Below are 26,528 nucleotides of genomic sequence, written 5' to 3' on the forward strand. Positions count from 1 at the left end.
GAAAGGTCCTGCCGATGCCCACGCAGTCGATGGTGCTCCTTCCGCCCGCACACCGTTCACGTCTCCTGGCCGCTCTGGCCGTCGTATCGTTCGTGCTCGGCGCACTCGTCGCCGTTCCGACTCCCGTGCACGCCGCCACCTCCACGATCGTGAGCCTGACGTTCGACGACGCGAACTCCAATCAGCTCGACGCGCTCCCGGCGCTGAAGACCAATGGGATGAAAGCCACCTTCTACGTCCCGTCGGGCTACGTGGGCGCAGCGGGATACATGACCAGGGCGAATCTGAACACGCTCAAGACCGCGGGACACGAGATCGGCGGCCACACCGTCAACCATCCCGATCTGGCCGCCATCGGCATCGACGAGGCGCGCCGGCAGATCTGCACCGATCGCAAGACGCTCACCACCTGGGGCTTCACCGTCCGGAGCTTCGCCTATCCGTTCGCCTCGAGCACATCCGCTGTCGAACAGGCCGCGTCCGACTGCGGCTACCGGAGCGCGCGATCGCTCGGCGACATCCGCAGCCGGTTCGGCTGCCCGACCTGCGCCTACGCGGAGTCGATCCCGTCGGCGACACCCTTCGCTCTGCGCGCTCTGGATCAGGTCGAGACGACATGGACGCTCGCCGATTTGCAGCAGGGCGTGCTCAATGCCGAGAACGCGGGCGGCGGATGGGTGCAATACACCTTCCATGACGTCTGCGCGAATGCCTGCAGTACGATCGCCGTCTCGCCCTCCACCTTCGCGCAGTTCCTCACGTGGCTCGCGGCACGCCAATCCCGAGGCACGGTCGTCAAGACAGTCGGTGACGTCGTCGGGGGGTCCGCTCGTCCCGTCGTCAACGGTCCCGTGGTCCCCGCCCCCACCGGGACGACCAACGGGGTGGTCAACGCCGGCCTGGAGACGGCGGCCGCGGGAAGCGGGCCAGCCTGTTGGATGCGCGGCGGCTGGGGCACGAACTCTCCGACGTTCACGTCGGGCACCCCGGCTCACGCGGGTGCCGTCGCCAGTGCGATCTCGATGACCGGCTACTCCTCGGGCGACGCCAAGCTCTTGCCCCAGTTCGATCTCGGTCAGTGCTCTCCCACGGTCACCCCCGGACGCTCCTACTCCCTCCGCAGTTGGTACCGGGCCACGGTGGTCACGCAGTTCGCCGTCTACCTGCGCTCCAGTACCGGGGCGTGGAGTTACTGGACGTCCAGCCCGTGGTTCGCCGCGACCTCGACCTGGACCGAGGCCACCTGGACCGCGCCGACGATTCCGGCCGGATACACCGGCATCAGCTTCGCGCTGACGGTGTTCGGCAACGGCCTGCTCCGCACCGACGATCTGTCTCTGTACGACAGCGCCGGGGCGCCCCCGCCGGCCATCGGAGCGGCACAGGCCGAGACGCCTCTCTCCCGTCACGCGCCTCCGCCCGTGGACGGCTCCATCGAGGTCTTCACTCCGACCGAGAGCGACGTCGCCGGGTGAGGCGCGGCGAGAGGACGACGGCGGCGGTGCTCCTGCTCCTCACCGTCGTCCTCGGCGGCGGATGCAGCACCGCCTCCCGTCAACCGCCCGATCGCGACACGGGCTACCCGTGGCACACGAACATCGCGGCGACGACCTTCTGGGTGGGCGAGGTGTTCGACCCCGACGCCACGGACGGGAGCCAGCGGCTCTCGACCTACGACGCCGATTGGCTCGGGTCGTACGGGGGATGCGACGGCGTCGCTCACGGGGGCGCGTGCGCGACCGAGCGGCGCACCGGGGAGAACGGCTACTTCCCCACCACGATGACGCCGCTCGAGAACCCGTTCTACCTCGACCTGCCGTTCGACGACGTGAACGACCCCGAGGCTTTCGACGCCCGCGGCGATGTCGTGCCCTGGGCCTCGACGGCGCCGTACGCGGACGCGGTCCACGATCGCACCGTCAGCCTGATGAAGAACCGCTGGGTCGTCCTCCATCGCGACGGGCGCGTATGTTACGGGCAGATCCAGGACGCCGGCCCCGGTGAGTACCACGACGCCGCCTATGTCTTCGGTTCCGACGACCGCCGTCCGGCGAACGCTCGCTACAACGGCGCCGGCCTCGACGTGTCGCCCGCCCTCAACGGGTGCCTGGGATTCGCCGAGCTGAACGGCGACGACGACCGGGTGGACTGGGCGTTCGTCGATGACGCCGACGTCCCGGCCGGTCCGTGGACCACGCTCATCACCGCGAGTCCCGTGCGGTGACCACGGGCACGCAGACGAAAGGGCCGGANGACGCCGCTTCTTCTTCGGTGCGACGCTCTTTCACGTACGCGAGGTGCGTCTTGTAGGGCTCGGCCTTCGCGAGGGCCGGCGGGTTGCTCTTGTCGCGACCGGCGGGAAGGCCGGAGTGCGGGGAGTCGATGGTCTCGGGGATCTCGGCATCGGCGATGCCCGCCGCGAAGTACCGCACGGTCTCGTTGCCGAGGGCATCCCAGTACGACACGGCCACGCGGTCGGCGTGGAAGCCGTGGTCCTGCTCGCCCATCGGGCCCGCGCCTACGCGTGAACCCCGGATCGCGTTTCCGCCTGTCGCCATGTCAGATCTCCGCGAACTTGGTCAGCAGACCGAGGCCGACGATGGTGACGAACCACACCAGCGCGAGCACGATCGTGAATCGGTTGAGGTTGCGTTCCGCCAGGCCCGACGAGCCGAGCGCGGAGCTCATGCCGCCGCCGAACATGTCGGACAGACCGCCGCCGCGCCCCTTGTGGAGCAGGATGAGCAGGGTCAGCAGGAGGCTGGTGACTCCCAGGAGCACCTGCAGGACGAACTCGAGAATCTGCACTGTCGAAAGCCTTTCGCGAGCGGCCCAGTCGACCGCACAAGCGTCAAGTATACGGGGAGGCGCGCCGGGCGCACGGATGCCCGCGGCGAAGCGCCGCGGGCATCGGTGCGGGGGTCAGACCCCGACGTGCTTCTGGAAGCGGATGATCGCGGCGAACTCGTCGACGACGAGGCTCGCGCCACCCACCAGGGCGCCGTCCACATCGGGCTCGCGCATGAAGCCGGCGATGTTGCCCGACTTCACCGACCCGCCGTACAGCACGCGCGTGCGTGCGGCGGCGTCGGCGCCGAGCTTGTCGGCGACGACGGCGCGGAGCTTCGCGCAGACCTCCTGCGCCTGGTCGGGCGTCGCCGCCTGGCCGGAGCCGATGGCCCAGACCGGCTCGTACGCCACGACGATGTCGGCATCGGATGCCACGCCCTCGAGCGCGACCTCGAGCTGACCCACGGGCACGGCGCTGGCGCCGAACTTCTCGAGGTCCTCCGAGGTCTCGCCGACGCAGATGACCGGCACGACGCCGTGGCGCAGAGCCGCCTGCGTCTTGGCCGCGACGACCTCGTCGGTCTCGGCGTGGAACTGACGACGCTCGGAGTGACCGATGATGACGTACCGCGCGTTGAGCTTGGCCAGGAACTGGCCCGAGATCTCACCCGTGTACGCACCGGAGTCGTGTGCCGACAGATCCTGGCCGCCGAGGGCGAACGGGATCTTGTCGGCGTCGAGCAGCGTCTGGACGGTACGCAGGTCGGTGAACGGCGGGAAGACCGCCACCTCGACGCTGCTGTCGTCGTGCTGGGCGTCCTTCAACGTCCAGTGCAGCTTCTGGACGAACGCGACCGCCTGCAGGTGGTCGAGGTTCATCTTCCAGTTGCCTGCGATGAGGGGGGTTCGCCTGTTCTGCGCAGCAGACGATTCCGTGTCGATTACGACCATCCGAGGACCTCCAGTCCGGGGAGCTTCTTGCCTTCGAGGAACTCCAGGCTCGCGCCGCCACCCGTGGAGATGTGGCCGAACTCGTCATCCGAGAATCCGAGTTGACGCACGGCCGCGGCCGAGTCGCCGCCACCGACCACGCTGAGGCCGTCGACCTCGGTGAGAGCGGCAGCGACCGTCTTGGTGCCGGCTTCGAACGCCGCCATCTCGAACACGCCCATGGGGCCGTTCCAGAAGACGGTGCGCGAGGCGCGGATCGCGTCGGCGAAGATCTCCGCCGTGCGGGGGCCGATGTCGAGACCGAGACCCGAGGCGCCGAAGTCGGTGTCCTCGAGCGCGTCCGCGTCGGCGATCACGTGCTCGGCGTCCGCCGAGAACGAGGCCGCGACGACCGCATCGACCGGGAGGACGATCTCGACGCCGCGCTCCTTCGCCGTGGCGAGGTAGCCCTTCACGGTGTCGATCTGGTCCTTCTCGAGCAGGCTCGAGCCGACCTTGTGCCCTTCGGCGACGAGGAAGGTGAACATCATGCCGCCACCGACGAGGAGCTTGTCGACGCGGGGCAGCAGGTGCTCGATGACGCCGAGCTTGTCACTGACCTTCGATCCGCCGAGCACGACCGTGTACGGACGCTCCGGGTTCTCGGTCAGGCGGTCGAGGACCTCGAGCTCTTTCTGGATGAGCAGACCCGCGGCCGAGGGCACCAGCTGGGCGAGGTCGTAGACGCTCGCCTGCTTGCGGTGCACGACGCCGAAGCCGTCCGACACGAGCGCGTCGCCGAGTCCGGCGAGCTCCCGTGCGAAGGCCTGACGCTCGGCTTCGTCCTTCGAGGTCTCGCCCGCGTTGAAGCGGAGGTTCTCGATGACGGCGACCTCACCGTTCTCGAGCGAGGCCACGGCATCCTGAGCCGACTCGCCGACCGTGTCGCGCGCGAACGCGACCGGCTGGCCGAGCAGCTCGGACAGCCGCTGCGCGACCGGCTCGAGCGAGTACTTCGGGTCGGGCGCGCCGTCGGGGCGGCCCAGGTGCGAGCACACGACCACACGCGCGCCGGCGTTGATCAGTGCGTTGAGAGTCGGAAGCGACGCCCGCACGCGGCCATCGTCCGTGATGATCCCGTCCTTGAGAGGAACGTTGAGATCACAACGGACGATGACGCGCGTGCCGGCGAGCGACCCCAGCGAATCGAGGGTGCGCAGAGCCATGAAGGTTTACAGGCGCTCGGCGACGTACTCGGTGAGGTCGACGAGACGGTTCGAGTAGCCCCACTCGTTGTCGTACCACGACGAGACCTTGACGAGGTTGCCGCTGACGTTGGTCAGCTCGGCGTCGAAGATCGACGAGTGCGGGTTGCCCTGGATGTCGCTCGAGACGATCGGGTCTTCGGTGTACTGCAGGATGCCGTTGAGGCGACCCTCGGCAGCGGCCTTCTTGTAGACCTCGTTGACCTGGTCGACGGTCAGACCCTCGGTGGGCGTGACGATCGTGAGGTCGACGATCGAGCCGGTGGGAACCGGAACGCGGTACGACGAGCCGCTGAGCTTGCCGTTGAGCTCGGGCAGCACCAGGCCGATGGCCTTGGCGGCACCGGTCGAGGCGGGAACGATGTTGATCGCTGCACCGCGGGCACGACGCAGGTCGCTGTGCGGGCCGTCCTGCAGGTTCTGGTCGGCCGTGTAGGCGTGAGCCGTCATCATGAAGCCGCGCTCGATACCGAAGGCCTCGTTGAAGACCTGGGCGAGAGGAGCGAGGCAGTTCGTGGTGCACGACGCGTTCGAGATGATGACGTCGGTCTCGGGGTTGTACGTCTCTTCGTTGACGCCCATCACGATGGTCGCGTCGTCACCCGTGGCGGGAGCCGAGATGAGGACCTTCTTGGCACCGCCGGTGATGTGCTTCTTGGCGTCTTCGGCCTTGGTGAAGCGGCCGGTCGACTCGATGACGATGTCGACGCCGAGCTCGCCCCAGGGGAGGTTCGCCGGGTCGCGCTCTTCGAAGACCTTGATGGTCTTGTCGCCGACGGTGATGGAGTCTGCGGTGTACGAGACGTCCTCGGCGAGAACGCCGCCGACGGAGTCGTACTTGAGGAGGTGCGCCAGCGACTTGTTGTCGGTGAGGTCGTTCACCGCCACGATTTCGAGGTCGGCACCCTGCGCGAGAGCCGCGCGGAGGTAGTTGCGTCCGATACGGCCGAAGCCGTTGATTCCGATCTTGACGGTCACGGAATATCTCCTGAATCAGTTGTGCGCGAGAAGCGCGTGATTGCGGTGTTCGCTGGCGGACAACGGCGTCCCGGTGAGGTGTCCCACCGGGACGCCGCACCGTTTACGACAGTACCAGCAGACCCGTGGTCTTCTCTCGGGCCGCGGCGAAGCGGTCCTGGGCGTCGGCCCAGTTCGCGATGTTCCAGAACGCCTTCACGTAGTCGGCGCGGACGTTCTTGTAGTCGAGGTAGTAGGCGTGCTCCCACACGTCGAGCAGCAGCAGCGGAACCGTGCCGGCGACGATCTGGCCCTGCTGGTCGAAGAACTGCTGGATCAGCAGGTTCTGACCGATCGAGTCCCAGAACAGACCCGCCCAGCCCGAGCCCTGGACGCCGAGAGCGGCGGCGGTGAACTGCGCGCGGAACGCGTCGAACGAACCGAACTGGTCGTCGATGGCCGACTCGAGATCACCGGTGGGCTTGTCTCCGCCGTGGGGCGAGAGGTTCGTCCAGAAGATCGAGTGGTTGGTGTGACCGCCGAGGTTGAACGCGAGGTCCTTCTGCAGACGGTTGATGTTGGCGAAATCGCCCTTCTCGCGCGCGTCGGCGAGGAGCTCGAGGGTGGTGTTCGCGCCGTTGACATAGGTCTGGTGGTGCTTGCTGTGGTGCAGCTCCATGATGGTCGCACTGATGTGCGGCTCCAGCGCCGAGTAGTCGTAGGGCAGTTCGGGCAGCGTGTAGGTCGCCATGTTCTCTACTTCCGATCGGTCGCTGCCGAGGCCTCTTCACCGGGAAGGCGTGCCGAGGAACCGAGCAGCGAGGGTGACGTTTTCATCCTAGTGACGGGTAACGCACGAGCCACGGGGTTGCTTCCCCGAATGACGGAGGATAGATCGCCCGGGCGCGTCGCTCAGCGTGACGAGAGCGCCTCGGATGCCGGAACACACACGGCGAGAAACGGGCGGCGTAGACGCGGGCTCGATGCGCGCCGACTCGATCCGCATAGGAGGAGCACGAACGCTCCGCGGGCCCCACCACTCCGCCTGCGCGTCGACCGCGCGGCATCCGGACTCGGGGAGTCAGTCCTCGGCGCCGACCGGAACCGCGGCCTCGGTGCCGGGGATGCCCTCGACCTCGGCTTTCTTGTCGGCCATCGCCAGCAGACGGCGGATGCGACCGGCCACGGCGTCTTTGGTCAGGGGCGGGTCGGCGTGGTGACCCAGCTCGTCGAGGCTCGCGTCGCGGTGGGCCAGGCGCAGAGCGCCGGCCTGCTGCAGGTGGTCGGGAACCTCGTCGCCGAGGATCTCGAGCGCGCGCTCGACGCGCGCGCACGCGGCGACGGCCGCCTGGGCGGAGCGACGCAGGTTGGCGTCGTCGAAGTTGACGAGACGGTTCACGCCCGCGCGCACCTCGCGGCGCTGACGCATCTGGTCCCACTCCCCCGCGGTGCGGCGCGCGCCCATCTCGTACAGGGCACCCCGAATGGCTTCTCCGTCGCGCACCACGACGCGCGGCACACCGCGCACCTCTCGCGCCTTGGCGGGGATGCCGATGCGGTGCCCCGCGCCGACGAGGGCCATCGCGGCCTCCGACGACGGGCACGAGATCTCGAGCGCCGCCGAGCGGCCGGGGTCGCTCAGGGTGCCGCTCGCCAGGAACGCACCGCGCCAGATGGCGCTGAGGTCGGGACGCGATCCCGTCGTGAGCTTGTTGGGGAGGCCCCGCACGGGGCGACGGCGCTGGTCGAGCAGGCCGGTCTGACGAGCGAGTGTCTCGCCCGCCTCGATGACGCGCACCGCGTAGTGGCCGCCGGTGCGTCCGCCCGACCCCTGCACGTGGTGCAGCTCGGGACGCACGCCGTACAGCTCCATGAGGTCGCGGGCCACCCGGCGGGCCAGGATGTCGGAGTCGAGTTCGGCCTCGACGGCGACGCGGTTGGCGATGGAGTGCAGACCACCGGAGAAGCGCAGGAGGGCGGTGAGCTCGGCGATCCGCGCGGTCGGGCGCGGGTCGCGGACGGTGATGAGCTCGGCCTTCACGTCGGCGGTCAGGGGCACGGTTCTCCTCGGGTGGGGGCAGCGGGGACGACGGTACAGCCTACTCGCGACCGAGGTCGCGGTGAGCCACACGGACGGCCACCCCGGGCACATCGGACAGACGTGCAGCGAGTTCACGGGCCATGACGACCGACCGGTGCTTGCCGCCCGTGCAGCCGATCGCCACCACCGAGTGCCGCTTGTTCTCGCGCTGGTAGCCCTCGAGCACGGGGTTCAACGCCGCGGCGTACGCGCCGAGGAACTCCGCCGCCCCCTCCTGCCCGAGCACGTACTCGCGCACGCGCGGGTCTTCGCCCGTGAGAGCGCGCAGGTCTTCGTTCCAGAACGGGTTGGGCAGGAAGCGCATGTCGGCGACGAGGTCGACGTCGGGGGGCAGCCCGTACTTGAAGCCGAAGCTCATGAGGGTGACCGTGTGGCGTGCAGCACCCTCGTCGCCGAAGAGGGCGACCGTGCGCAGCGACAGCTGGTGCACGTTCAGCGACGACGTGTCGATCACGACGTCGGCGGCCTCCCGCACGGGTGCGAGACGTTCGCGCTCCCGGCGGATGCCGTCAAGGATCGTGCCCTCGCCCTGCAGCGGGTGCGGGCGCCGCACGGCTTCGAACCGCCGCACCAGCACCGCGTCGCTGGCATTGAGGAACACGACGCGCACCTGACGGCCCGCCTGCAGACTGCGCATCGCCTCGGGCAGATCGCTGAACAGGCTGCGACCGCGGACGTCGACGACCACCGCGACGCGCGGAACCGCCCCGCCGGCGAGCTCGGTGAGCTCGAGCAGCGGACGCAGCATCTGCGGCGGGAGGTTGTCGACGACGTACCAGTCGAGGTCTTCGAGGGCATTGGCCACGGTCGACCGCCCCGCGCCGGACATTCCCGTGACGATCAGCACCTCGCCTGGCTCGTCGCGTGCCGGTTCCATGGGCGATCGCCTCCCGTTGTCGTGTCCAGCCTACCGAGACAGGTGCGTGTGGATGGCCTCGGCCAGTGTCGGCCCGATACCCGGCAGCTCCGTGATCTCGTCGGGGGTGGCGTTCTTCAACGCCGAGACCGACCCGAAGTGGCGCAGCAGCGCTTTGATGCGGGTGTCGCCGAGTCCCGGCACCTCGGTGAGCACGCTCGTGATGTCGCGCTTGCGGCGCTTGCGTTGATGCACGATCGCGAACCGGTGGGCCTCGTCGCGCAGGCGCTGGAGCAGGTACAGGGCCTCGGAGGTGCGCGGCAGGATCACCGGGTACTCCTCCCCCGGCAGCCACACCTCCTCGAGACGTTTGGCGATCCCGCAGAGCGCGATCTCCTCGTGCCCCGCGTCGGCCAGCGCGCGTGCCGCGGCCGCGACCTGGGGCTGGCCGCCGTCGACGACGAGGAGCTGCGGGCGATACGCGAAGCGGGGGCGCTTCCGCGCCGTCACGACATCGCCGTCGGCCGTCGCCTCTTCGGAGTCGGGCGACGTCACGATCGCGCCGTCGATCGTCTCGGGCTCGATCTCGTCGGGTCGGTCCAGATACGCCACGCGTCGCGTGAGCACCTGGTACATCGAGTCGGTGTCGTCGGTCGTCTCGGCGACCCCGAACGAGCGGTACTGGTCTTTGCGGGGAAGCCCGTCTTCGAAGACCACCATCGAGGCCACGACGTTGGTCCCCGACAGGTGCGAGATGTCGAAGCACTCGATGCGCAACGGAGCCTCGGTCATGCCGAGCGCCTCCTGCAGGTCGGTGAGAGCCTGCGACCGGGCGACGTAGTCACTGGTGCGACGCGTCTTGTGGAGCATCAACGCCTGCTGCGCGTTGAGGGTGGCGGTCTTGAGCAGGTCGGCCTTGCGCCCGCGCTGGGCGACCTGCAGCGTCACCGGGCGGCCGCGCCGATCGCGCAGCCAGTCCTCGAGCTGCGGGGCGTCGTCGGGCAGCTCGGGAACCATCACCTGGCGCGGGATGTCGGCGGCATCCGCATCGCCGTAGGTGCGCTGCAGCACCTGGTCGACGAGGTCGGCGCCCGAGATGTCGATCTCTTTCTCGATCGTCGTGGCGCGCACGCCGCGCACGCGCCCGCCCCGCACGACGAAGTGCTGCACGGTGGCGGCGAGTTCGTCTTCGGCGATGCCGAAGAGATCGGCATCGGTGTCGGGCGCCAGCACCAGGGCGCTCTTGCCCAGCACGGCGTCGATGGCCTGCAGACGGTCCCGGTAGAGGGCGGCGGCCTCGTAGTCCATCGCCGCCGACGCCTCTTTCATGCGGGCGGTGAGCTCGCGCGCGAAACGCTGGTCGCCGCCCGACATGAAGGCGACGAAATCGTCGACCATCGCACGGTGCTCGGCGATGGTGACCTTCATCGAGCAGGGTCCGCCGCAGCGGCCGATCTGCCCGGGGAAGCACGGCCGCCCCGAGGCCATGGCCTTCTTGTACGACGAATCGCTGCAGGTGCGGATCGGGAAGACCTTGATCATCAGGTCGATCGTGTCGTGCACCGCCCACACCTTGGGGTACGGCCCGAAGTACTTCGCCCCGCGGATCTTGGGGTTGCGGGTCACGATCACGCGCGGCGCCTCGTCGGCGAGGGTGATCGCCATGAAGGGGTACGACTTGTCGTCGCGGTAGCGCACGTTGAAGGGCGGATCGAACTCTTTGATCCACATGAACTCGAGCTGCAGCGAGTCGATGTCGCTGGGCACGACCGTCCACTCCACGCTCGCCGCGGTCGTGACCATGCGGCGGGTGCGTTCGTGCAGCGAGTGCAGGGGCGCGAAGTAATTCGACAACCGGGCGCGCAGATTCTTGGCCTTGCCGACGTACAGCACACGGCCCTCGGCATCGCGGAACCGGTAGACCCCCGGGTTGGTGGGGATCTCGCCGGCTTTCGGACGATAGGGCAGGTGCGACATCCGTTCTCGGGATGCCACGGCTCAGCCCGCCGCGCTCACGAGCTCCGGCTCGGCGCGTGCGGCGTCGAGCGCGGCGGCGTTGCGCTGCGTCCCCGTGCGTCCGGACTCCAGCAGCTCGGCCAGGAACGCACCCGTGTGGCTCGCCTCGACCTTCGACACCTGCTCGGGGGTTCCGGTCGCGACGACCATGCCGCCGCCGGAGCCGCCCTCGGGGCCGAGGTCGATCACCCAGTCGGAGCTCTTGATCACGTCGAGGTTGTGCTCGATGACGATCACGGTGTTGCCCTTGTCGACGAGGCCGTTGAGCACCTTGAGCAGCAGCGAGACGTCTTCGAAGTGCAGGCCCGTGGTGGGCTCGTCGAGCACGTAGATCGACCGACCGTTGCTCCGGCGCTGCAGCTCGGTCGCGAGCTTCACGCGCTGCGCCTCTCCACCCGACAGGGTCGTCGCCGACTGCCCGAGGCGCACGTAGCCGAGGCCCACGTCGACGAGCGTCTTGAGGTAGCGGTGGATGGCCTGGATCGGCTCGAAGAACTCGGCGGCCTCGGCGATCGGCATCTCGAGCACCTCGGCGATGTTCTTGCCCTTGTAGTGCACCGACAGGGTGTCGCGGTTGTACCGCTTGCCGTGGCAGACCTCGCAGTCGACGTACACGTCGGGCAGGAAGTTCATCTCGATCTTCAGCGTGCCGTCGCCCGAGCAGGCCTCGCAGCGTCCGCCCTTGACGTTGAAGCTGAAGCGCCCGGCCTGGTAGCCGCGCACCTTCGCCTCGGGCGTCTCGCTGAACAGGCTGCGCACGCGGTCGAACACGCCGGTGTAGGTCGCCGGGTTCGAGCGCGGGGTGCGGCCGATGGGCGCCTGATCGACGTGCACGACCTTGTCGAGGTTGTCGAGCCCGGTGACGCGCGTGTGCTTGCCGGGGACGCGGCGCGCCCCGTTGAGCTTCGAGGCGAGCACTTCGTACAGGATGCCGTTGACCAGCGTCGACTTGCCCGAGCCGCTGACGCCGGTGACGGCCGTCAGCACCCCGAGCGGGAAGTCGACCGTGACGTTCTGCAGGTTGTTCTCGCGTGCACCGACGACCGTCACCTGACGCTTCTTGTCGATCTTGCGGCGCTTCTTGGGCGCCTCGATCGCGCGGCGTCCCGAGAGGTACGCGCCGGTGAGGGAGTTCTCGTCGGTCAGGAGCCCGGCGAGGGGGCCGGAGTGAACGACATTGCCGCCGTCGACGCCGGCCCGGGGACCGATGTCGACGACCCAGTCGGCCGCGTGGATGGTCTCTTCGTCGTGCTCGACGACGATGAGGGTGTTGCCGAGGTCGCGCAGCGTCTCGAGCGTCTGGATCAGGCGGCGGTTGTCGCGCTGGTGCAGACCGATCGAGGGCTCGTCGAGCACGTAGAGCACGCCGGTGAGGCCGGAGCCGATCTGCGTGGCCAGTCGAATGCGCTGCGCCTCGCCGCCCGACAGCGTTCCGGCCGCCCGGCCGAGGCTGAGGTAGTTGAGGCCGACCTGCAGCAGGAAGTCGAGGCGGGCGCGGATCTCGCGCAGCACGGCGGCGGCGATGGTGGCCTCACGGGCCGTGAGCTTCAGCTTCGAGAAGAACTCCCGGGCGTCGGCGAGGCTCATGCGCGAGGCCGCGGCGATCGACGTGTCGTCGACGAGCACCGCCAGCACCTCGGGCTTGAGGCGATCGCCGTCGCAGACGGCGCAGGGGACCTCGCGCAGGTACTCCGACCACCGCTGACGCTGCGTGTCGGATTCGGCCTGCAGGTACTGCCGCTCGATGTAGGGCACGACGCCCTCGAAGCCCGACGCGTACCGCATCTCACGGCCGTAACGGTTCTTCCACTTGACCGTGACCTTGTAGTTCTCGCCGCGCAGCACCGCCTGCTGCACGTCGTGCGAGAGCTTGCGCCACGGGGTGTCGAGCGAGAAGTCGAGGTCGCGGGCGAGCCCCTCGAGCAGGCGCTCGTAGTACTGGAAGAGCCCCTTGCCCTGCGTGGTCCACGGGAGGATCGCCCCGTCGCGGATCGACAGCTCTTCGTCGCCGAGCATGAGGTCGACGTCGACCGACATGCGCGTGCCGAGGCCGGAGCACACCGGGCAGGCGCCGAACGGGGCGTTGAACGAGAAGGTGCGCGGCTCGATCTCGGTCAGCTGCAGCGGGTGGCCGTTGGGGCACGCGAGCTTCTCGGAGAACGACTGCCAGGCGTCGTCGCCCTCTTCGTCGACGAAGTTCACCTGCATGATGCCACCGGCCAGGCCCATGGCCGTCTCGACCGAGTCGGTGACGCGGCTGAGGTTGTCTCCGGATGCCACGAGTCGGTCGACGACGACGGCGATGTCATGCTTGTAGCTCTTCTTCAGCGTCGGCGGCTCGGCGAGCTGCACGAGGTCACCGTCGACGACGGCGCGGGCGTAGCCCTTCGCACTGAGCTCCTTGAAGAGGTCGACGAACTCACCCTTCTTCTGCGTGACCACGGGGGCGACGATCTGGTACCGCGTGCGCTCGGGCAGCTCCATGAGCTGATCGGCGATCTGCTGCACGGTCTGACGCTGGATGCGCGCGCCGCAGTCGGGGCAGTGGGGGACGCCGATGCGCGCCCACAGCAGACGCATGTAGTCGTGGATCTCGGTGATCGTGCCCACCGTGGATCGCGGATTGCGGTTGGTCGACTTCTGGTCGATCGAGACCGCCGGGCTGAGTCCCTCGATGAAGTCGACGTCGGGCCGGTCGACCTGGCCGAGGAACTGACGTGCGTAGGCGCTCAGGGACTCGACGTACCGTCGCTGGCCCTCGGCGAAGATCGTGTCGAACGCGAGGCTCGACTTTCCCGAACCGGACAGCCCCGTGAACACGACGAGCGAGTCGCGCGGAATGTCGAGGTCGACGTTCTTCAGGTTGTGGACACGGGCACCCCGAACGCTCAGCTTTCCGCTGGTGCCGGAGTTCGCTGACGACGAGGGAGAGGAAACGGGAACGATGGGCACGTGTTAAGTCTAGGTCGGGCCTCCGACATCGGCCCCGGGTTCGCACCCGGCGCACGGATGTGCATGCCCGCGCCGGGTCTTTCTCAGTCGCGCGGCGAGGCGGCGAAGGGCGCGAGATCATCGCGCAGGGCGACGAGCTGACGCTCGTCGATGCCGACGCGCGCCATGATCTGCGCGGGCACCGCGAGCGCGCGTTCGCGCAGTGCCCGACCCTCGTCCGTCAGGTCGATGTCGAGCACGCGCTCGTCGGTGGCCCGCCGGGTACGCGCGACGCGCCCCTGCGCCTCGAGTCTCTTGACGAGCGGCGAGAGCGTGGCCGGCTCCATGGCGAGTTCGGCAGCGAGGTCGCCGAGCGATCGCGGGGCGCGCTGCCACAGCGCGAGCATGACCAGGTACTGCGGGTGCGTCAGCCCGAGCGGCTCGAGCACGGGGCGATAGATCGACACCACGTTGCGCGCGGCCGTCACGAGCGCGAAGCACACCTGGTTCTCGAGCTTCAGGGGATCGTCCACACCACACCTTCCCATTCGTTAGTACACTAAAGATCATGACACGAAAGGATGCCGATCGCCCACCGCTCCGCGAGCGCGTGCGCGAAGCCGGTGGCTGGTACCAGTACCTCAACACGCGCCTCATCAAGGTGGCCGGCCCGGCATCGGTCGGCCCGTACGAGACGACCCCCGAGCCGGTTCGGACCGGTCGGCCCTGCCCGCTCTGCGGGCACGCGATGACGGAGCACTCGGTCGACCGCACCGGCCCGAAGCCCCTGCTGCACTGCCCCTGACCACGTCCCGGACGTGCGCACGCACGCGCGCGACCGATGCCCGCGGTTCGTGCGCACGCCAGCCGAGGCGCAGCGCTCATCAGCCGCGCGTTGATCCGAGACACAGCGCATGACAGCCGTGCGTTCAGCCGAGGCGCAGCGCACCCCGGCCGCGCCGTCACCTGAGACGCGGACGCCCGTTCTCGTCGAGGGGCCATCCCGGATTGACCGCGATCTCCCACGGATGCCCGTCGGGGTCGACGAACACACCCGAGTACCCGCCCCACGGCGTCGGCGCACCGCCACGACCGAGGCGTGCACCGGCGGCAACGGCGGCGTGCAGGATCGCATCGACCTCGGCGGCTCGCCGGACGTTGTGGGCGAGTGTGATCCCGCCCCATCCCCCGGCGTCGTCCACGGCGGAGTCCTCGGCGAGCGACGCGCGGGCCCAGAGCGCCACCACCATGCCCCCGGTGTCGAAGAACGCCACCTCACCCTCGACGGAATCCGCGTGGCGTCTCCACCCGAGGCCCTCGTAGAATTCCAGCGACCGAGCCAGGTCGCGCACGCCCAGCGTGATCAGCGACACTCTCTGCTGCATGAGCCCTCCTGCGGCATCCCCTGTGGCATCATCCCCCGCGACGTCATCGCCTGCAACGTCATCGCCTGCCGCATCTCGTGACTCCCCCGGCTGCGCGACGGTTCTGCCACCGGGTCAGGCGTGACCGGCCCGCTCCATCGCCCGCAGCTCCTTCTTCATGTCCTGCACCTCGTCGCGCAGTCGGCCGGCGAGCTCGAACTTCAGCTCCGCCGCGGCCGCGAGCATCTGCTGCGTCAGATCGGCGATGGTCGACTCGAGCTGGTCGGCACCCTCGGCGGCGATACCGGTCCGGCGCAGCGACGGAGTCGGCGACTTGCCCTTGCCCCCCTTGTCGGTGCGCGCGAGCAGCTTCTTGGTGTCGGAGGCCTCACGGTTGAGCACGTCGGTGATGTCGGCGATCTTCTTGCGCAGCGGCTGCGGGTCGATCCCGTGCTCCAGGTTGTAGGCGACCTGCTTCTCCCGGCGGCGCTCGGTCTCTTCGATGGCCTTCTGCATCGAGTCGGTCATGCGGTCGGCGTACATGTGCACCTCGCCCGACACGTTTCGCGCCGCGCGGCCGATCGTCTGGATCAGCGAGGTGCCACTGCGCAGGAACCCCTCTTTGTCGGCATCCAGGATCGCCACCAGGGAGACCTCGGGAAGGTCGAGCCCCTCGCGCAGGAGGTTGATGCCCACCAGCACGTCGTAGACGCCGGCCCGCAGCTCGGTGAGCAGTTCGACGCGGCGCAGGGTGTCGACGTCGGAGTGCAGGTAGCGCACGCGCACCCCGTGCTCGCCGAGGAAGTCGGTGAGCTCCTCTGCCATCTTCTTCGTCAGGGTCGTCACGAGCACGCGCTCATCGCGTTCGACACGCACCCGGATCTCTTCGAGCAGGTCGTCGATCTGCCCCTTCGAGGGCTTCACGATGATCTCGGGATCCACCAGCCCCGTGGGGCGGATGATCTGCTCCACGACACCGTCGGCGATCCCCATCTCGTACCGCCCCGGCGTGGCCGAGAGGTACACCGCCTGCCCGATGCGCTCCTTGAACTCGTCCCAGCGGAGCGGTCGGTTGTCCATGGCGCTGGGGAGGCGGAAGCCGTGCTCGACGAGCGTGCGCTTTCGCGAGGCGTCGCCCTCGTACATGGCCCCGATCTGCGGAACCGTCACGTGCGACTCGTCGATCACCAGCAGGAAGTCGTCGGGGAAGAAGTCGAGCAGGGTGTGCGGCGGGTCGCCGGGCATGCGGCCGTCCATGTGACGCGAGTAGTTCTCGATCCCGGAGCAGAAGCCCAGCTGCTGCAGCATTTCGAGGTCGAACGTCGTGCGCATGCGCAGCCGCTGCGCCTCGAGCAGCTTGCCCTGGGACTCGAACTCTTTGAGTCGCTCCTCGAGTTCGTGCTCGATGGTGCCGATGGCGCGCTGGACCGTCTCGGTACCGGCCACGTAGTGCGAGGCCGGGAAGATCGGCACGGAGTCCATCTTCTCGATGACGTCGCCCGTGAGCGGGTGCAGCGTGTACAGCGCCTCGATCTCGTCGCCGAACATCTCGATGCGGATGGCGTACTCCTCATACACCGGGATGATCTCGATCGTGTCGCCGCGCACGCGGAAGTTCCCGCGCGAGAAGTCGACGTCGTTGCGGTTGTACTGCATCGAGATGAACTTGCGGATCAGCGCATCGCGGTCGTAGCGCTCCCCCACCTGCAACGCGACCATGGCGCGCAGGTACTCCTCGGGCGCACCGAGGCCGTAGATGCAGGACACCGTCGACACCACGATGACGTCGCGGCGGGACAGGAGGGAGTTGGTGGTGGAGTGCCGCAGACGCTCGACCTCGGCGTTGATCGAGCTGTCCTTCTCGATGAACGTATCGGTCTGCGGGACGTACGCCTCGGGCTGGTAGTAGTCGTAGTACGACACGAAGTACTCGACGGCGTTGTTGGGCATGAGCTCCCGGAACTCGTTCGCCAGCTGCGCGGCCAGGGTCTTGTTGTGCGCCAGCACCAGGGTGGGGCGCTGCACCTGTTCGACCAGCCACGCCGTCGTGGCCGACTTGCCGGTTCCGGTCGCGCCCAGCAGGACCACGTCGGTCTCGCCGGCGTTGATGCGCGCGGCGAGGTCGGCGATCGCGTGTGGCTGATCGCCGGAGGGGGTGTATTCGCTGATGACCTCGAAGGGGCGAACGGATCGGGTGGCCTGCATGCTTCCAGCGTAGGCGGGGCCTCCGACATCGGGGGCGGGTTGCGTTCGCCCTGGGCGAGCGCGCCGGCGCGCTCGCCCTCAGCCGGCCTCGGCCACGCGCGCCCAGAGCTCGTCGACCTGGTGGCGCGTGGCGTCGAGGTCGGCAGCGGTGTCGATGACCACATCGGCCAGGGCGAGGCGTTCGTCGTCGCTGACCTGCGATGCGATCCGCGCACGCGCATCGTCCTCGCTCATCCCCCGGGTCTCGACCAGACGCCGCACGCGCACCGCCGCCGGGGCGTGGGCGACGACGACGAGATCCCACTCGTCCCCCGCCCGTGCCTCGGCGAGCAGGGGGACGTCGTAGACGACGACGGCCTCGGGGTCGGCGTCGAGCGCCGCGCGGAAGCGCCGGACCGACTCCGCCCGCACCGCGGGATGCACGAGCGCGTTCAACGCGGCCAGTCGATCGGGGTGCCCGAACACGCGAGCACCCAGCGCCGCGCGGTCCAGCGATCCGTCGGCGCGGAGCACCTCGGGGCCGAACTCCGCGGCGATGCCGTCGAGGACCGGGGTCCCCGGCGCCTGCACTTCGCGCACGATCGCGTCGGCGTCGACGACGACGGCGCCCTTGGCGGCGAGAAAACCGGAGATGGTGGACTTGCCCGAGGCGATTCCGCCCGTCAACGCGAGAAGAGGCACGATCCGAGGATGCCATACCTCGGCCCTCGCGCCCGGAGACGTCCCGCGGGCGGAGCGTGGTCTAGCATTCGTCCAGAGGCGGGATCTTCTCCGGCCCCCACCGAGGAAGCACGACGATGACCGACCCGAACATCACGGTGGTGATCGAGGACGACCTCGACATCCGCACGCTGATCGCCGCGGTGCTCGAGAGCGCGGGCTTCGTCGTGCACACGGCCCCGAACGGCTTCGACGGGATCGATCTCGTCCAACGTTACGATCCGGCCGTGACCACGCTCGATGTGAGCATGCCCGGCATCGACGGGTTCGAGACGGCCCGGCGGATCCGCGAGTTCAGCTCCACGAAAATCCTGATGGTGAGTGCCCGCGTCGACGAACTCGAGCAGCTCTCGGGCCGCGATGCCGGCGCCGACGACTACCTCACGAAACCCTTCCGCCCGCGAGAGTTGCGCGAGCTCGTCCAGAAGCTCGTGGCGTCGAGCTGAGCGACGCCGGGCGACGCCCGGGCGGGCCCGCCCGCGTTCAGTGCCCGGTGAGGCCGAACGGCTGATCGCCCGTGAGCGCCGCCTGCGCCGCCGCGGCGTCGGCCCGCTCGGACAGGACCGCGGCGTCGTGCCCGTGCTCGTCCGAGAGCGCCATCCCGACCCCGACGACCGGGACGACCGACGCCCCCACCCCCGCCAGGTCGGCGATCACCCGCGCGTGCAGCACCCGCCCGGCGCGACGCACGTCGGTCGTCGGCGTGGTCGTGAACGCCACGTTCAGCCCCGTGGCATCCATCTCCCCCACCAGCGCCATCGTGGGCGCGTGGCGGCGGACCGACGCCCAGAGCTCGCGGGCGATCCCCTCGCCTTCGTCGGGTCCGAAGGCGGTCACCACGCGACGCAGGTCGTCGATGCGGATGCCGATGACGCACACGCCCTCGCCCGCCCGTTCCGCCCGCGCACAGGTGATGGCCAGAGCGGCTTCGAACGATTCGCGCAACAGCACGCCGTCGCGATCGACGGAGAGCCGTCGGATGTCGGGCAGTCCGCGCAGCGCCGACTCGTTCGCGCGCAACGCCGAGGTGACGATGACCGCGGCGATCACCAGGGTCATGGTGAGCAGTGCGGACACGCGGGTGTCGAAGACGGTGCGGAACAGGTCGCTGTCGGGGCCGACGGTGACGAAGACCACGCTGCGGGCGAGGAACCAGACCGCTTCCACGCTCAGCACCAGGGTGAGCCCGCCCGAACTCCAGCGTCGGCCGATGGCGGCGCGCCGCGTCTCGACGGCGCCGGCGATCGCGAACAGCGCGTTGCCGAGGAAGTACGGCACGGCGCCGGCCCATTCGCCGCCCTCGGGGCCGGCGATGAGCGCGGCCGAGATGACGATGAAAACCGTCACCGCCATCACGACGGCGGGCGCCCTCATGGCGTGCCGGTTGTACGACACGCACCCCAGCCAGATGAAACCGGTGGCGGCGACGAAGGCGCCGTTGCCGAGCGCGACGGCCATCCAGGCGTCGGGGAGGAGCATCCACGCGAGATAGCAGACGGCCGACAGCGTGCCCGACAGGTAGGCGCCCGCCCACAATCGTCCCGGCGGGGAATCCTGCGACATGAGGGTGTCGAGCAGGAACATGACGGTGGACACGACGATGACGAGCGACGCCGCCGCCTGCAGCGTCAGCACGTCGAGGTTCACCCCTCTTCTCCGGTCCGGGGAAGCCGCACGGCGAAGGCGGCGCCGTCACCGGGTGCGGTGCGCACCGTGATCTCGCCGCCGTGGGCTCGCACGATGTCGCGGCTGATGGCCAGCCCCAGCCCGCTCCCGTGCGTCGAGGACTTGCGCACGGCGTCACCGCGGAAGAAGCGCTCGAACAGACGCGCCTGCTCGCTGACGCTGATGCCCGGGCCGTCGTCGGCGACCACGACGGTCACGGATCGGGCATCCGCCGTCACGGTGACGGCCACCGCTCCGCCGCGCGGGTTGTACTTGACCGCGTTGGAGAGCAGGTTGTCGATCACCTGCCGCACCCGGTGCGCGTCGACGACGGCGATGACTCCGTCGTCGATCCCCGTTCCGTCGAGGCGGATCTGCTGTTCGACGGCGCGCGGCATGATCGAGTGGATGGCGGTGCGGACCAGGGCCGAGACATCGGCCGGCGCACGTTCCAGGTCGACCCCGAAGCCCTCTCCCGATGCCGTGGACAGGGCGAGGATGTCGGCGACCAGTTCCGACAGACGTGCCGCATTGCGCTCGGCCACCTCGAGCCGCTCCCGGGTGGCCTCGGTGATCGTGTCGTCGTCGAGGGCCAGATCGAGGTACCCGAGGATCGAGGTCAGCGGGGTGCGCAGCTCGTGCGAGACGCTCGCGACGAAGTCCTCCCGGATGCGACGCGCCTGCTCCTCCACGGTGACGTCGCGCGACACGATGATGCCGCCGGCATCCTCGCCCGCTCGAGCGGGGAGACGCCGCGCGGTGACGCTCAGCGCGCGGCGGCCCTCGCCGGGCTGTCCGTACCAGACGAGCTCGCCCTCGAAGGCTTCGCCGGCGCGCGCGCGGGCCAGTGGGGCGTCCCGCGGCGCGATGGGCGTCGCGCCGTCCGCGGCGAAGACGGCCAGGTCGCGTCCCAGGGCGTCGACGGGGTCGAGCAGGCGCGCGTGCGCGGTGTTCGTGACCACGAGCTCCCCCGTCGGCGTCACGCTCGTGACGCCGAAGTCGACGGCATCCAGCACCTCGGTGACCAGGTCCTCCTGTCGGCGCGACCGGTCGACGGCGCGCCGGAGCTCGGTGGACTGCTTCTCCAGCAGAGCACGTTGGGCGCGGGTCCGGCGGGAGGTCAAGTGCGCCATGGATGCCAGAGCGGCGAGGGTGAAGGGAAGGATCAGCGTGGAGGCGCTGAAGCGTTGCAGGGGGTCGGTCGCCAACTGCTGCACCATGACCGCGCAGATCACCGCGGTGAACGCGATCACGCCGCGCAGGCCGAGGATCATGCCCACCCAGATCGCGGGGAAGGCCCAGAGCAGACCCACTCCGGCGAGGGGAGCGCCCACACGCAGCATGGCGACCGCGAGCACGTCGACGATGGGCACGAGACCGACGGTCCACCACGGAATCCGCTGCCACGGCGCCAGGACGCTAACGATGGCGACGATGAAGATCACGGCCGCACCGGCGACGAAGAAGGGGCCCGAGACGACCTGACCAAGCGCGATCGACACCACGACAACGATCAGGGTCGCTGCCGACAGAAGCAACTGGTTCGACAGGATGCTGCGACGGAGGCCGAGACGCTCACTGTTCATGGTGCGCCATGGCCTCGACCATAGCCTTTTCATTGGCTCGGTGGGGCGCGGGCACCCGTGGCGCGCAGAAATGGCGCCCGTCGCGCAGCGCTCGGTTCAGAAGCCGAAGTCTCCCCCGAAATCACCGCCGAAGTCGCCGCCGAAGTCGCCGCCGAAGTCACCGCCTCCAAAATCGCCCCCGCCGGCGTCCACGGCGCCGGCGTCACCCTCGCCCCCGGTGGAGTCGGCGACGGCCGAATCGGCGGACGCCCCGTCGGCGAATCCGGCGTCGTAGCCGGGATCGAAGAGCGCGCCCACGAGCGCCGACCCCACCACGTAGCCGCCGATGGTGCCGAGCATCGAGGCCCCGAGCATCGATCCGAACCCGGGTCCGCCCCCGAACGAGCGCCCGCCGAAGGTGCGCTCCATGAAACCCGGCTGCGTGTACTCGGCGCGGGTCGCCGCGCGCGCCAACGACGACGGATTATCGCTGCTCGGACGCTCCGATGCCGGCAGGCCAGCCGAAATCTCCTGCAGCACCTGCTGGCGCTGCGCGGGAGTCAACCGGCCGAACGCCTCGGCGTGCACCTGCTCGACCGTCTCGGGCGGCGCCGTGCGCAGAAGGTAGCGGTACCGCTCGACGGCCTGGCGATCCTCGTCGGACCCTGCGTCGGGGCCCGCGACCGGGCTCGACATCGCCCCGGTCGGGCTCTGGGGCGGGGGCGGCGCATAGCGCCCGTCGCCGTCGCGCAGCCCGCTCGCGGCCTGCCGGGATGCGGGTGGCACGGCGGAGCCCCGTTCGGGGGTGTCGCCGGAGCCGAACAGTCGATCGAGGAAGCCCATCAGATCCCTTTCCCGGGTGGTGTCCGCTCACGGTAGGAGGCGAGGCTTGGAGCGGGCTGGGGCTTGTGCCGTGCGCCCCGGCTCCCCGGGTGTCATCCCCGTCGGGCGAGAGCCTCGCTCGTCCACCGCGCGTATCGCGCCCAGGGGTCGTCGACCCCCTCGGCCAGAGCTGCCACGTGTGCCGACAGCACAGGGCTGCGGCGGAACCATTCCGTCCGGTCGAATCGGTCGTCGGCGAACTGGGCGTGCCGACGGCGTTCGACCAGACGATCGCCGAGTTCGAACGCCAGCAGCTCGTCGTGCCAGATCGCGGCCAGACGCCTGCGAGGGCGGGCCGAGGTGCCGATCTTGATGCGGTCGCCGAATCGCAGGTAGTAGACGACGTCGACGCGCGGCGGCGGGAGCTCACCGTCGATCGGATCCCCGTGCCGCCATTCGCACACGGCGCACAGCCACCCACTCGGCCACCGCACCCCCAGACGCGATCCGCAGAGGATGCAGGGGGTCGGGAGCAGATCGGTCACCCCGTCGGCGGATGCCGCCCACTCGGCGCTGACGGCCAGATGCCACGCGCAGAGCGAGACGGGGGCGTCGGCGACGGCGGGCGCGAGGCAGCGATCGGCGAGACAGTCGGGGGCGGACACGGCTCCACGCTACGTCCGGCCCCCGACATCGGGGCTCACTCCCCCGCGACCGGGGCCTCCAGCGTCAGGAAGAGCCCGGCGTACGGCCCGAGCTCGAGCGAGAAGCTCTGCAGTTCGTCGACGCGACCCACCACGTCGCCCGTCTCGGCGTCGACGGCGGTGCTCTGCGGGACCAACCACTCGGAGCGCACCGTTCCCTCGATCGTCTCGCCCGAGAAGTTCAGCACCGTGATCTGCAGCGGGGCCTCGTCGAGGTGCTTGTCGCCACCGTCGAGCCGGTGCACCATCACGAGCATGCTCGGGTGTCCGACCTGCGGGATGTCGACCTGCGAGGCGACGGCGATGCCGTTCTCGCGACGGATCCGCAGCACGTCGCGGAGCCCCGAGAGGAACGAATCGGGGTCGTCCTGCTGGCTGCCCAGCGAGCCGTAGAGCGACCGGGCCCGCGGCATCCCGGATGCCGATGACGAGGCCTCCGGGGCCACGTCGAGCAGGTCGTGCGCCCCGCGCTCGATCCATCGCGTGTCGCCCGACGAGATGAGGTGTCGCACATCGTCGGCGGGGAGGGTCAGGGATCCGGTCAGATCCCATCCCGACAGCGCGAACACCCCGGGCTGCCACGAGTTGTACTTCACCAGCAGCAGGTGGGCGTCGCGGATCGCCGGCACGTCGCTCTCGGAGATCTCGGCGAGAGTCGCCTTGCCCTGCGTCGCCGCGATGAGCGACGTCATCGTGCACGCGATGCCGTTCTGCGTGAAGACGAGGTTGTAGTCGGCCTCGACGGTCAGCTTCTCGGTCAACTCGGATCGCACCATCTCGGCGATCTCGCCACCGGTGTGCTCGCCGTGACGGAACGGATACAGGGTGTCGCGATGCGTGGTCGCCCAGTGCACCAGCTCATACGTCAGCTCGTCGTGGTTCTGCATGCCGTGCACGAGCTGCGCCGGTTCGAGACCGGTCTCGAGCGCGGTGGTCAACGCGAGGCGAAGGAACTCCGTGTTCGCCGTCGCCAGAGCGTGGTGGTATCCCGGACGCGTGACGAAGTCGTACGAGAGGTCGGCACCCACCGCACCGGTGTCGCGGATGTCCTCCATCGTGAGGTTCAGCTCCTGGAAGGTGAACCCCCCGACCTTGCGCACCATGCCGGCGATGATGTGGTTCGCCGCGTGCGACAGGGGGTGCCCCTCCGACCAGGCCGGAAGACCCTCCGCGCTCTTCTCGACGCCGAGGAACCCGTTGGCGTCGAGGCGCAGCGCGCTGGTGCCCAGGTCTCCGAGGGAGTGCAGCGCGTCGCCGATCACCAGACGCATCCCCGCGAAGGTGGGGTCGAGCCAGTTGATCGACGGCTGGCCCTCTTTGAAGTAGTGCAGGTAGACCCACCGGCGCTCCATGCCGTCGGTGCCGACCACCGGGGCGGTCGCGCTCCAGTTGGTCTCTTTCACGCCCGGCGTGTAGAAGATGACCCGCTGCAGTTCGCCGATGATGTATCCGCGCGCACTGAGCTCGCGCTCGGTGTCGGAGTCGAGGTTGACCGAGTCCCGACCCGCGGGCACCTCCGGCAGGAGTCCCCAGTCCTCCCGGGGAATCTCGACCATGTGGTAGATGCCGGGGTAGTCCTTGTACGCCATCTCGGCGAGCCGGAAGTCGGCCCCCTTGCCGGTGTGGCCGGGCACGATGTCGTCGATGACGCTGCCACCGTGTGCGTCGGCCACGTCGGCGACGCGGCGGAAAGCGTTCTCATCGCCGAAGTCCGGGTCGATCTGGGTGCTGATGCGGTCGAAGTGGCCGTCGACGCTGGGGGTCTCCTGCCATCCGGTGATCCCGCCGGCCCGCTTCACCGGACCCGTGTGGATGCCGTTGATGCCCACCCACTCGAAGGCCTCCCAGAGCGCCTCGTTGCCGAGGGATTCGAGGAAGGATTCCCCCGGTCGCGTGATCAGCGAGATGGGATAGGCGGTGAACCACACGTCCGTCGAATCGATGGCGCGTCGCGCGTCGGGGCGAGCGTAGGGGTTCCGCCACATGGACGGCTGTCCCGACAGCTGTCGGCTGAGGACGTCGGCGTCTTTGAGCATCGACTGGCGCACGAGCCACTCGACGTACGAGGGGTTCATTCCGTTCGCGTTGCGCGGATCCGTCAGGAACCGTCGCAGAGTTCCCCCTCGGAACTGATCCCGCGGGCGGAGCCTGCGGGGTCGAGCCGGGTACCTCTGCTCGTCGTAACTGATCTCCGACGCGGTCTCGGCCACGTCGTCTGCAGTCACCTCTCCCACCGTCTCGCCATCGGTACCCTGATCCATCGTCCGCTCGTCGGCGTCGTCCACTCCCGACCTCCTCACGTCTGACCTCCGACGCTACCCGGTTCCGGCGACATCGCCCCGGGCCATTGACCTCGGCGGGTCGGATAGGAGAAGGGCTCAGACGGTCACGGCGAGGGGCGAACCGCGCGCAGCGACACGAGGGCGGCGCCGAGAGCCGCGGTGCACATCGCCAAGACCACGACGAGGAACCAGAACCACCCCACCGAGCCGAACACCACGCCGAGCAGCCATCCGAACACGCTCGACCCGGCGTAGTAACCGAGGTAGTACAGAGACGACGCCTGCGCGCGCGCCTCGGGCGCGGCTGCGACGGGCGTCCACCCCGATGCCACCGCGTGCGCGCCGAAGAAGCCCGCGGTGAAGAGGATCAACCCCACCACCACGACGACCAGAGCCGGGACCGCCATCAGCGCGACCCCCGTCGCCATCACGCCGATCGAGAGCGCCAGCACGGGGAACCGCCCGTACCGCACGGCCAGGGCCCCCGCGCGTGGGGATGACGCCGTGCCCGCGAGATAGGCGAGGAAGAGCAGGGTGACCAGGGCGGGCGCCAGCGAGAAGGGTGGAGCGGCGAGGTGGAACCCCAGGTAGTTGTAGACCGCCACGAACGCACCCATGAGCAGGAAGCCCTGCGCGTACAGCGCCCGCTGCACCGGGGATCGCAGATTGACGCCGATCCTCCTGCGCACCGTGGGTCCGCGCTCTTCGCGATCGCGCCCCGACACGAAACCCCGCGCACGGGGAATGAGAACCAGGAAGATCACCGCCGCCACGACGCAGACAAGAATGACGGATGCCACTCCCCACCGCCATCCGGCGAGCTCGCCGACCCAACCCGACACCACCCGGCCCGACAGGCCGCCCACGGTGGTTCCCGCGATGTACGAGCCGGCCGCCGCCGCCACGTGTCGAGGATGCACCTCTTCGCTCAGGTAGGCCAAGGCCACGGCAGGAACGGCGCCGAGCGCCGCCCCCTCGAGCAGCCGCAGCGTCAGCAGCACGACGAGGTCGTCGGCGAGCAGGGTCGCCGCCCCGAGCACGGTCGCCACGACGAGACCGGATGCCATCGCGGGCACCCGACCGATGCGGTCGGCGACCAAGGACCAGGGAAGCACCGCGGCCGCCAGCCCGAGCGTCGACGCAGAAACCGTGAGGGCTGCCGAGGCCGGTCCAGACCCGATGTCGTCGGCGATCTGAGGAAGCACCGCTTGGGTGGCGTACAGCTGCGCGAACGTCGCGACGCCGCCGAAGAACAGACCGATCAGCAGCATCCGGTAGTCGCGACTCCCGGGTACGTGCCCCGAGAACGCGCTCACCCCTCGACTCTAGCCAGTCCCCCGGGTACGACGAAGCGC

23 protein-coding genes and 1 pseudogene are annotated in these 26,528 nt (G+C 69.3%); 4 read left to right on the plus strand and 20 right to left on the minus strand.

Annotation, left to right across the window (positions count from 1 at the left end; genetic code table 11):
• Positions 1–14: 14 nt before the first annotated feature.
• Both IFR11_RS12460 and IFR11_RS12465 read left to right on the plus strand, forming a co-directional pair.
• Positions 15–1,475: a polysaccharide deacetylase family protein gene (locus IFR11_RS12460; protein ID WP_191916359.1), complete on the plus strand. Its 1,461-nt coding sequence runs from the start codon at positions 15–17 to the stop codon at positions 1,473–1,475.
• Between the two features lie 26 nt (positions 1,476–1,501).
• Positions 1,502–2,224 carry a hypothetical protein gene (locus IFR11_RS12465; RefSeq protein ID WP_191916360.1) on the plus strand — a complete coding sequence of 241 codons (723 nt, stop codon included), beginning with the start codon at positions 1,502–1,504 and terminating at the stop codon, positions 2,222–2,224.
• A 29-nt stretch (positions 2,225–2,253) separates the two neighbouring features.
• Here IFR11_RS12465 and IFR11_RS12470 read toward each other — a convergent pair.
• The 11 genes and pseudogenes from IFR11_RS12470 to IFR11_RS12520 all read right to left on the minus strand — a co-directional run.
• A pseudogene (locus IFR11_RS12470) lies at positions 2,254–2,558 on the minus strand (RNA polymerase-binding protein RbpA); the annotation flags it as partial.
• Between the two features lies 1 nt (position 2,559).
• The gene (gene secG, locus IFR11_RS12475; RefSeq protein ID WP_013586744.1) at positions 2,560–2,808 is read right to left on the minus strand and encodes a preprotein translocase subunit SecG; all 249 of its coding nucleotides are present in this window, start codon (positions 2,806–2,808) and stop codon (positions 2,560–2,562) included.
• 114 nt (positions 2,809–2,922) lie between these two features.
• Entirely contained in the window at positions 2,923–3,741 is an 819-nt protein-coding gene (gene tpiA / locus IFR11_RS12480; RefSeq protein ID WP_055837733.1) for a triose-phosphate isomerase, read from the minus strand.
• The gene (locus IFR11_RS12485) at positions 3,732–4,946 is read right to left on the minus strand and encodes a phosphoglycerate kinase (protein WP_055837734.1); all 1,215 of its coding nucleotides are present in this window, start codon (positions 4,944–4,946) and stop codon (positions 3,732–3,734) included. Before IFR11_RS12485 ends, tpiA begins: the two co-directional genes overlap by 10 nt.
• A 6-nt stretch (positions 4,947–4,952) precedes the next feature.
• On the minus strand, positions 4,953–5,963 hold the full coding sequence (gene gap, locus IFR11_RS12490) for a type I glyceraldehyde-3-phosphate dehydrogenase (protein ID WP_055837737.1): 1,011 nt from the start codon (positions 5,961–5,963) through the stop codon (positions 4,953–4,955).
• Positions 5,964–6,066: 103 nt separating this feature from the next.
• Entirely contained in the window at positions 6,067–6,693 is a 627-nt protein-coding gene (locus tag IFR11_RS12495; RefSeq protein ID WP_055837740.1) for a superoxide dismutase, read from the minus strand.
• A 330-nt stretch (positions 6,694–7,023) separates the two neighbouring features.
• Positions 7,024–8,001 (minus strand): DNA-binding protein WhiA, encoded by a 978-nt coding sequence (gene whiA / locus IFR11_RS12500; protein ID WP_055837743.1) that lies wholly within the window; start codon positions 7,999–8,001, stop codon positions 7,024–7,026.
• 40 nt (positions 8,002–8,041) lie between these two features.
• Complete coding sequence (gene rapZ, locus IFR11_RS12505; RefSeq protein WP_055940070.1) at positions 8,042–8,920, minus strand: RNase adapter RapZ; 879 nt, start codon at positions 8,918–8,920, stop codon at positions 8,042–8,044.
• A 30-nt stretch (positions 8,921–8,950) separates the two neighbouring features.
• Entirely contained in the window at positions 8,951–10,876 is a 1,926-nt protein-coding gene (uvrC, locus tag IFR11_RS12510) for an excinuclease ABC subunit UvrC (RefSeq protein WP_191916361.1), read from the minus strand.
• A 21-nt stretch (positions 10,877–10,897) separates the two neighbouring features.
• Positions 10,898–13,867 (minus strand): excinuclease ABC subunit UvrA, encoded by a 2,970-nt coding sequence (gene uvrA, locus IFR11_RS12515; RefSeq protein WP_191916362.1) that lies wholly within the window; start codon positions 13,865–13,867, stop codon positions 10,898–10,900.
• Positions 13,868–13,950: 83 nt separating this feature from the next.
• Positions 13,951–14,379, minus strand: a complete 429-nt coding sequence (locus IFR11_RS12520; protein ID WP_055940067.1) for a MarR family winged helix-turn-helix transcriptional regulator — start codon at positions 14,377–14,379, stop codon at positions 13,951–13,953.
• Between the two features lie 35 nt (positions 14,380–14,414).
• Between IFR11_RS12520 and IFR11_RS12525 the strand changes: the two genes are divergently transcribed.
• Complete coding sequence (locus tag IFR11_RS12525; RefSeq protein WP_055837761.1) at positions 14,415–14,651, plus strand: hypothetical protein; 237 nt, start codon at positions 14,415–14,417, stop codon at positions 14,649–14,651.
• Positions 14,652–14,808: 157 nt separating this feature from the next.
• On the opposite strand, the gene IFR11_RS12530 is transcribed toward IFR11_RS12525, so the two are convergent.
• The 3 genes from IFR11_RS12530 to coaE all read right to left on the minus strand — a co-directional run bounded on the left by IFR11_RS12530 (position 14,809) and on the right by coaE (position 18,096).
• Positions 14,809–15,231 (minus strand): VOC family protein, encoded by a 423-nt coding sequence (locus IFR11_RS12530; protein WP_191916363.1) that lies wholly within the window; start codon positions 15,229–15,231, stop codon positions 14,809–14,811.
• A gap of 114 nt (positions 15,232–15,345) precedes the next feature.
• Positions 15,346–17,415, minus strand: a complete 2,070-nt coding sequence (gene uvrB, locus IFR11_RS12535; protein WP_055837767.1) for an excinuclease ABC subunit UvrB — start codon at positions 17,413–17,415, stop codon at positions 15,346–15,348.
• A 78-nt stretch (positions 17,416–17,493) separates the two neighbouring features.
• Positions 17,494–18,096 (minus strand): dephospho-CoA kinase, encoded by a 603-nt coding sequence (gene coaE, locus IFR11_RS12540; RefSeq protein ID WP_055837770.1) that lies wholly within the window; start codon positions 18,094–18,096, stop codon positions 17,494–17,496.
• Positions 18,097–18,212: 116 nt separating this feature from the next.
• Here coaE and IFR11_RS12545 point away from each other — a divergent pair, with 116 nt between their 5' ends.
• Positions 18,213–18,581 carry a response regulator transcription factor gene (locus tag IFR11_RS12545; RefSeq protein ID WP_055837772.1) on the plus strand — a complete coding sequence of 123 codons (369 nt, stop codon included), beginning with the start codon at positions 18,213–18,215 and terminating at the stop codon, positions 18,579–18,581.
• 37 nt (positions 18,582–18,618) lie between these two features.
• On the opposite strand, the gene IFR11_RS16805 is transcribed toward IFR11_RS12545, so the two are convergent.
• The 6 genes from IFR11_RS16805 to IFR11_RS12575 all read right to left on the minus strand — a co-directional run bounded on the left by IFR11_RS16805 (position 18,619) and on the right by IFR11_RS12575 (position 26,489).
• Positions 18,619–19,782 carry a diguanylate cyclase domain-containing protein gene (locus tag IFR11_RS16805; RefSeq protein ID WP_191916364.1) on the minus strand — a complete coding sequence of 388 codons (1,164 nt, stop codon included), beginning with the start codon at positions 19,780–19,782 and terminating at the stop codon, positions 18,619–18,621.
• Positions 19,779–21,386, minus strand: a complete 1,608-nt coding sequence (locus IFR11_RS12555; protein ID WP_055837778.1) for an ATP-binding protein — start codon at positions 21,384–21,386, stop codon at positions 19,779–19,781. The genes IFR11_RS16805 and IFR11_RS12555 overlap by 4 nt, the downstream gene beginning before the upstream one ends.
• 96 nt (positions 21,387–21,482) lie before the next feature.
• Positions 21,483–22,208, minus strand: coding sequence for a hypothetical protein (locus tag IFR11_RS12560; protein WP_244630757.1), 726 nt, complete (start codon positions 22,206–22,208; stop codon positions 21,483–21,485).
• A 92-nt stretch (positions 22,209–22,300) separates the two neighbouring features.
• The gene (locus tag IFR11_RS12565; protein ID WP_055837781.1) at positions 22,301–22,852 is read right to left on the minus strand and encodes a GIY-YIG nuclease family protein; all 552 of its coding nucleotides are present in this window, start codon (positions 22,850–22,852) and stop codon (positions 22,301–22,303) included.
• 35 nt (positions 22,853–22,887) lie between these two features.
• The gene (gene treS / locus IFR11_RS12570) at positions 22,888–25,152 is read right to left on the minus strand and encodes a maltose alpha-D-glucosyltransferase (RefSeq protein ID WP_244630765.1); all 2,265 of its coding nucleotides are present in this window, start codon (positions 25,150–25,152) and stop codon (positions 22,888–22,890) included.
• 125 nt (positions 25,153–25,277) lie between these two features.
• Positions 25,278–26,489 (minus strand): MFS transporter, encoded by a 1,212-nt coding sequence (locus IFR11_RS12575; RefSeq protein WP_342030299.1) that lies wholly within the window; start codon positions 26,487–26,489, stop codon positions 25,278–25,280.
• Positions 26,490–26,528 lie beyond the last annotated feature (39 nt).

Source organism: Microbacterium sp. CFBP 8801, from assembly GCF_014839455.1.
Lineage (GTDB): Bacteria > Actinomycetota > Actinomycetes > Actinomycetales > Microbacteriaceae > Microbacterium.

What these genes read in the sequence shown, in the direction of transcription:
- IFR11_RS12460 (WP_191916359.1), top strand. Translation starts at nt 15, where the DNA reads ATGCCCACGCAGTCGATGGTGCTCCTTCCGCCCGCACACCGTTCACGT.
- tpiA (WP_055837733.1), bottom strand. Translation starts at nt 3,741, where the DNA reads ATGGTCGTAATCGACACGGAATCGTCTGCTGCGCAGAACAGGCGAACC.
- IFR11_RS12485 (WP_055837734.1), bottom strand. Translation starts at nt 4,946, where the DNA reads ATGGCTCTGCGCACCCTCGATTCGCTGGGGTCGCTCGCCGGCACGCGC.
- IFR11_RS12495 (WP_055837740.1), bottom strand. Translation starts at nt 6,693, where the DNA reads ATGGCGACCTACACGCTGCCCGAACTGCCCTACGACTACTCGGCGCTG.
- rapZ (WP_055940070.1), bottom strand. Translation starts at nt 8,920, where the DNA reads ATGGAACCGGCACGCGACGAGCCAGGCGAGGTGCTGATCGTCACGGGA.
- uvrC (WP_191916361.1), bottom strand. Translation starts at nt 10,876, where the DNA reads ATGTCGCACCTGCCCTATCGTCCGAAAGCCGGCGAGATCCCCACCAAC.
- IFR11_RS12525 (WP_055837761.1), top strand. Translation starts at nt 14,415, where the DNA reads ATGACACGAAAGGATGCCGATCGCCCACCGCTCCGCGAGCGCGTGCGC.
- IFR11_RS12530 (WP_191916363.1), bottom strand. Translation starts at nt 15,231, where the DNA reads ATGCAGCAGAGAGTGTCGCTGATCACGCTGGGCGTGCGCGACCTGGCT.
- uvrB (WP_055837767.1), bottom strand. Translation starts at nt 17,415, where the DNA reads ATGCAGGCCACCCGATCCGTTCGCCCCTTCGAGGTCATCAGCGAATAC.
- IFR11_RS12545 (WP_055837772.1), top strand. Translation starts at nt 18,213, where the DNA reads ATGACCGACCCGAACATCACGGTGGTGATCGAGGACGACCTCGACATC.
- IFR11_RS12555 (WP_055837778.1), bottom strand. Translation starts at nt 21,386, where the DNA reads ATGAACAGTGAGCGTCTCGGCCTCCGTCGCAGCATCCTGTCGAACCAG.
- IFR11_RS12560 (WP_244630757.1), bottom strand. Translation starts at nt 22,208, where the DNA reads ATGGGCTTCCTCGATCGACTGTTCGGCTCCGGCGACACCCCCGAACGG.
- treS (WP_244630765.1), bottom strand. Translation starts at nt 25,152, where the DNA reads ATGGATCAGGGTACCGATGGCGAGACGGTGGGAGAGGTGACTGCAGAC.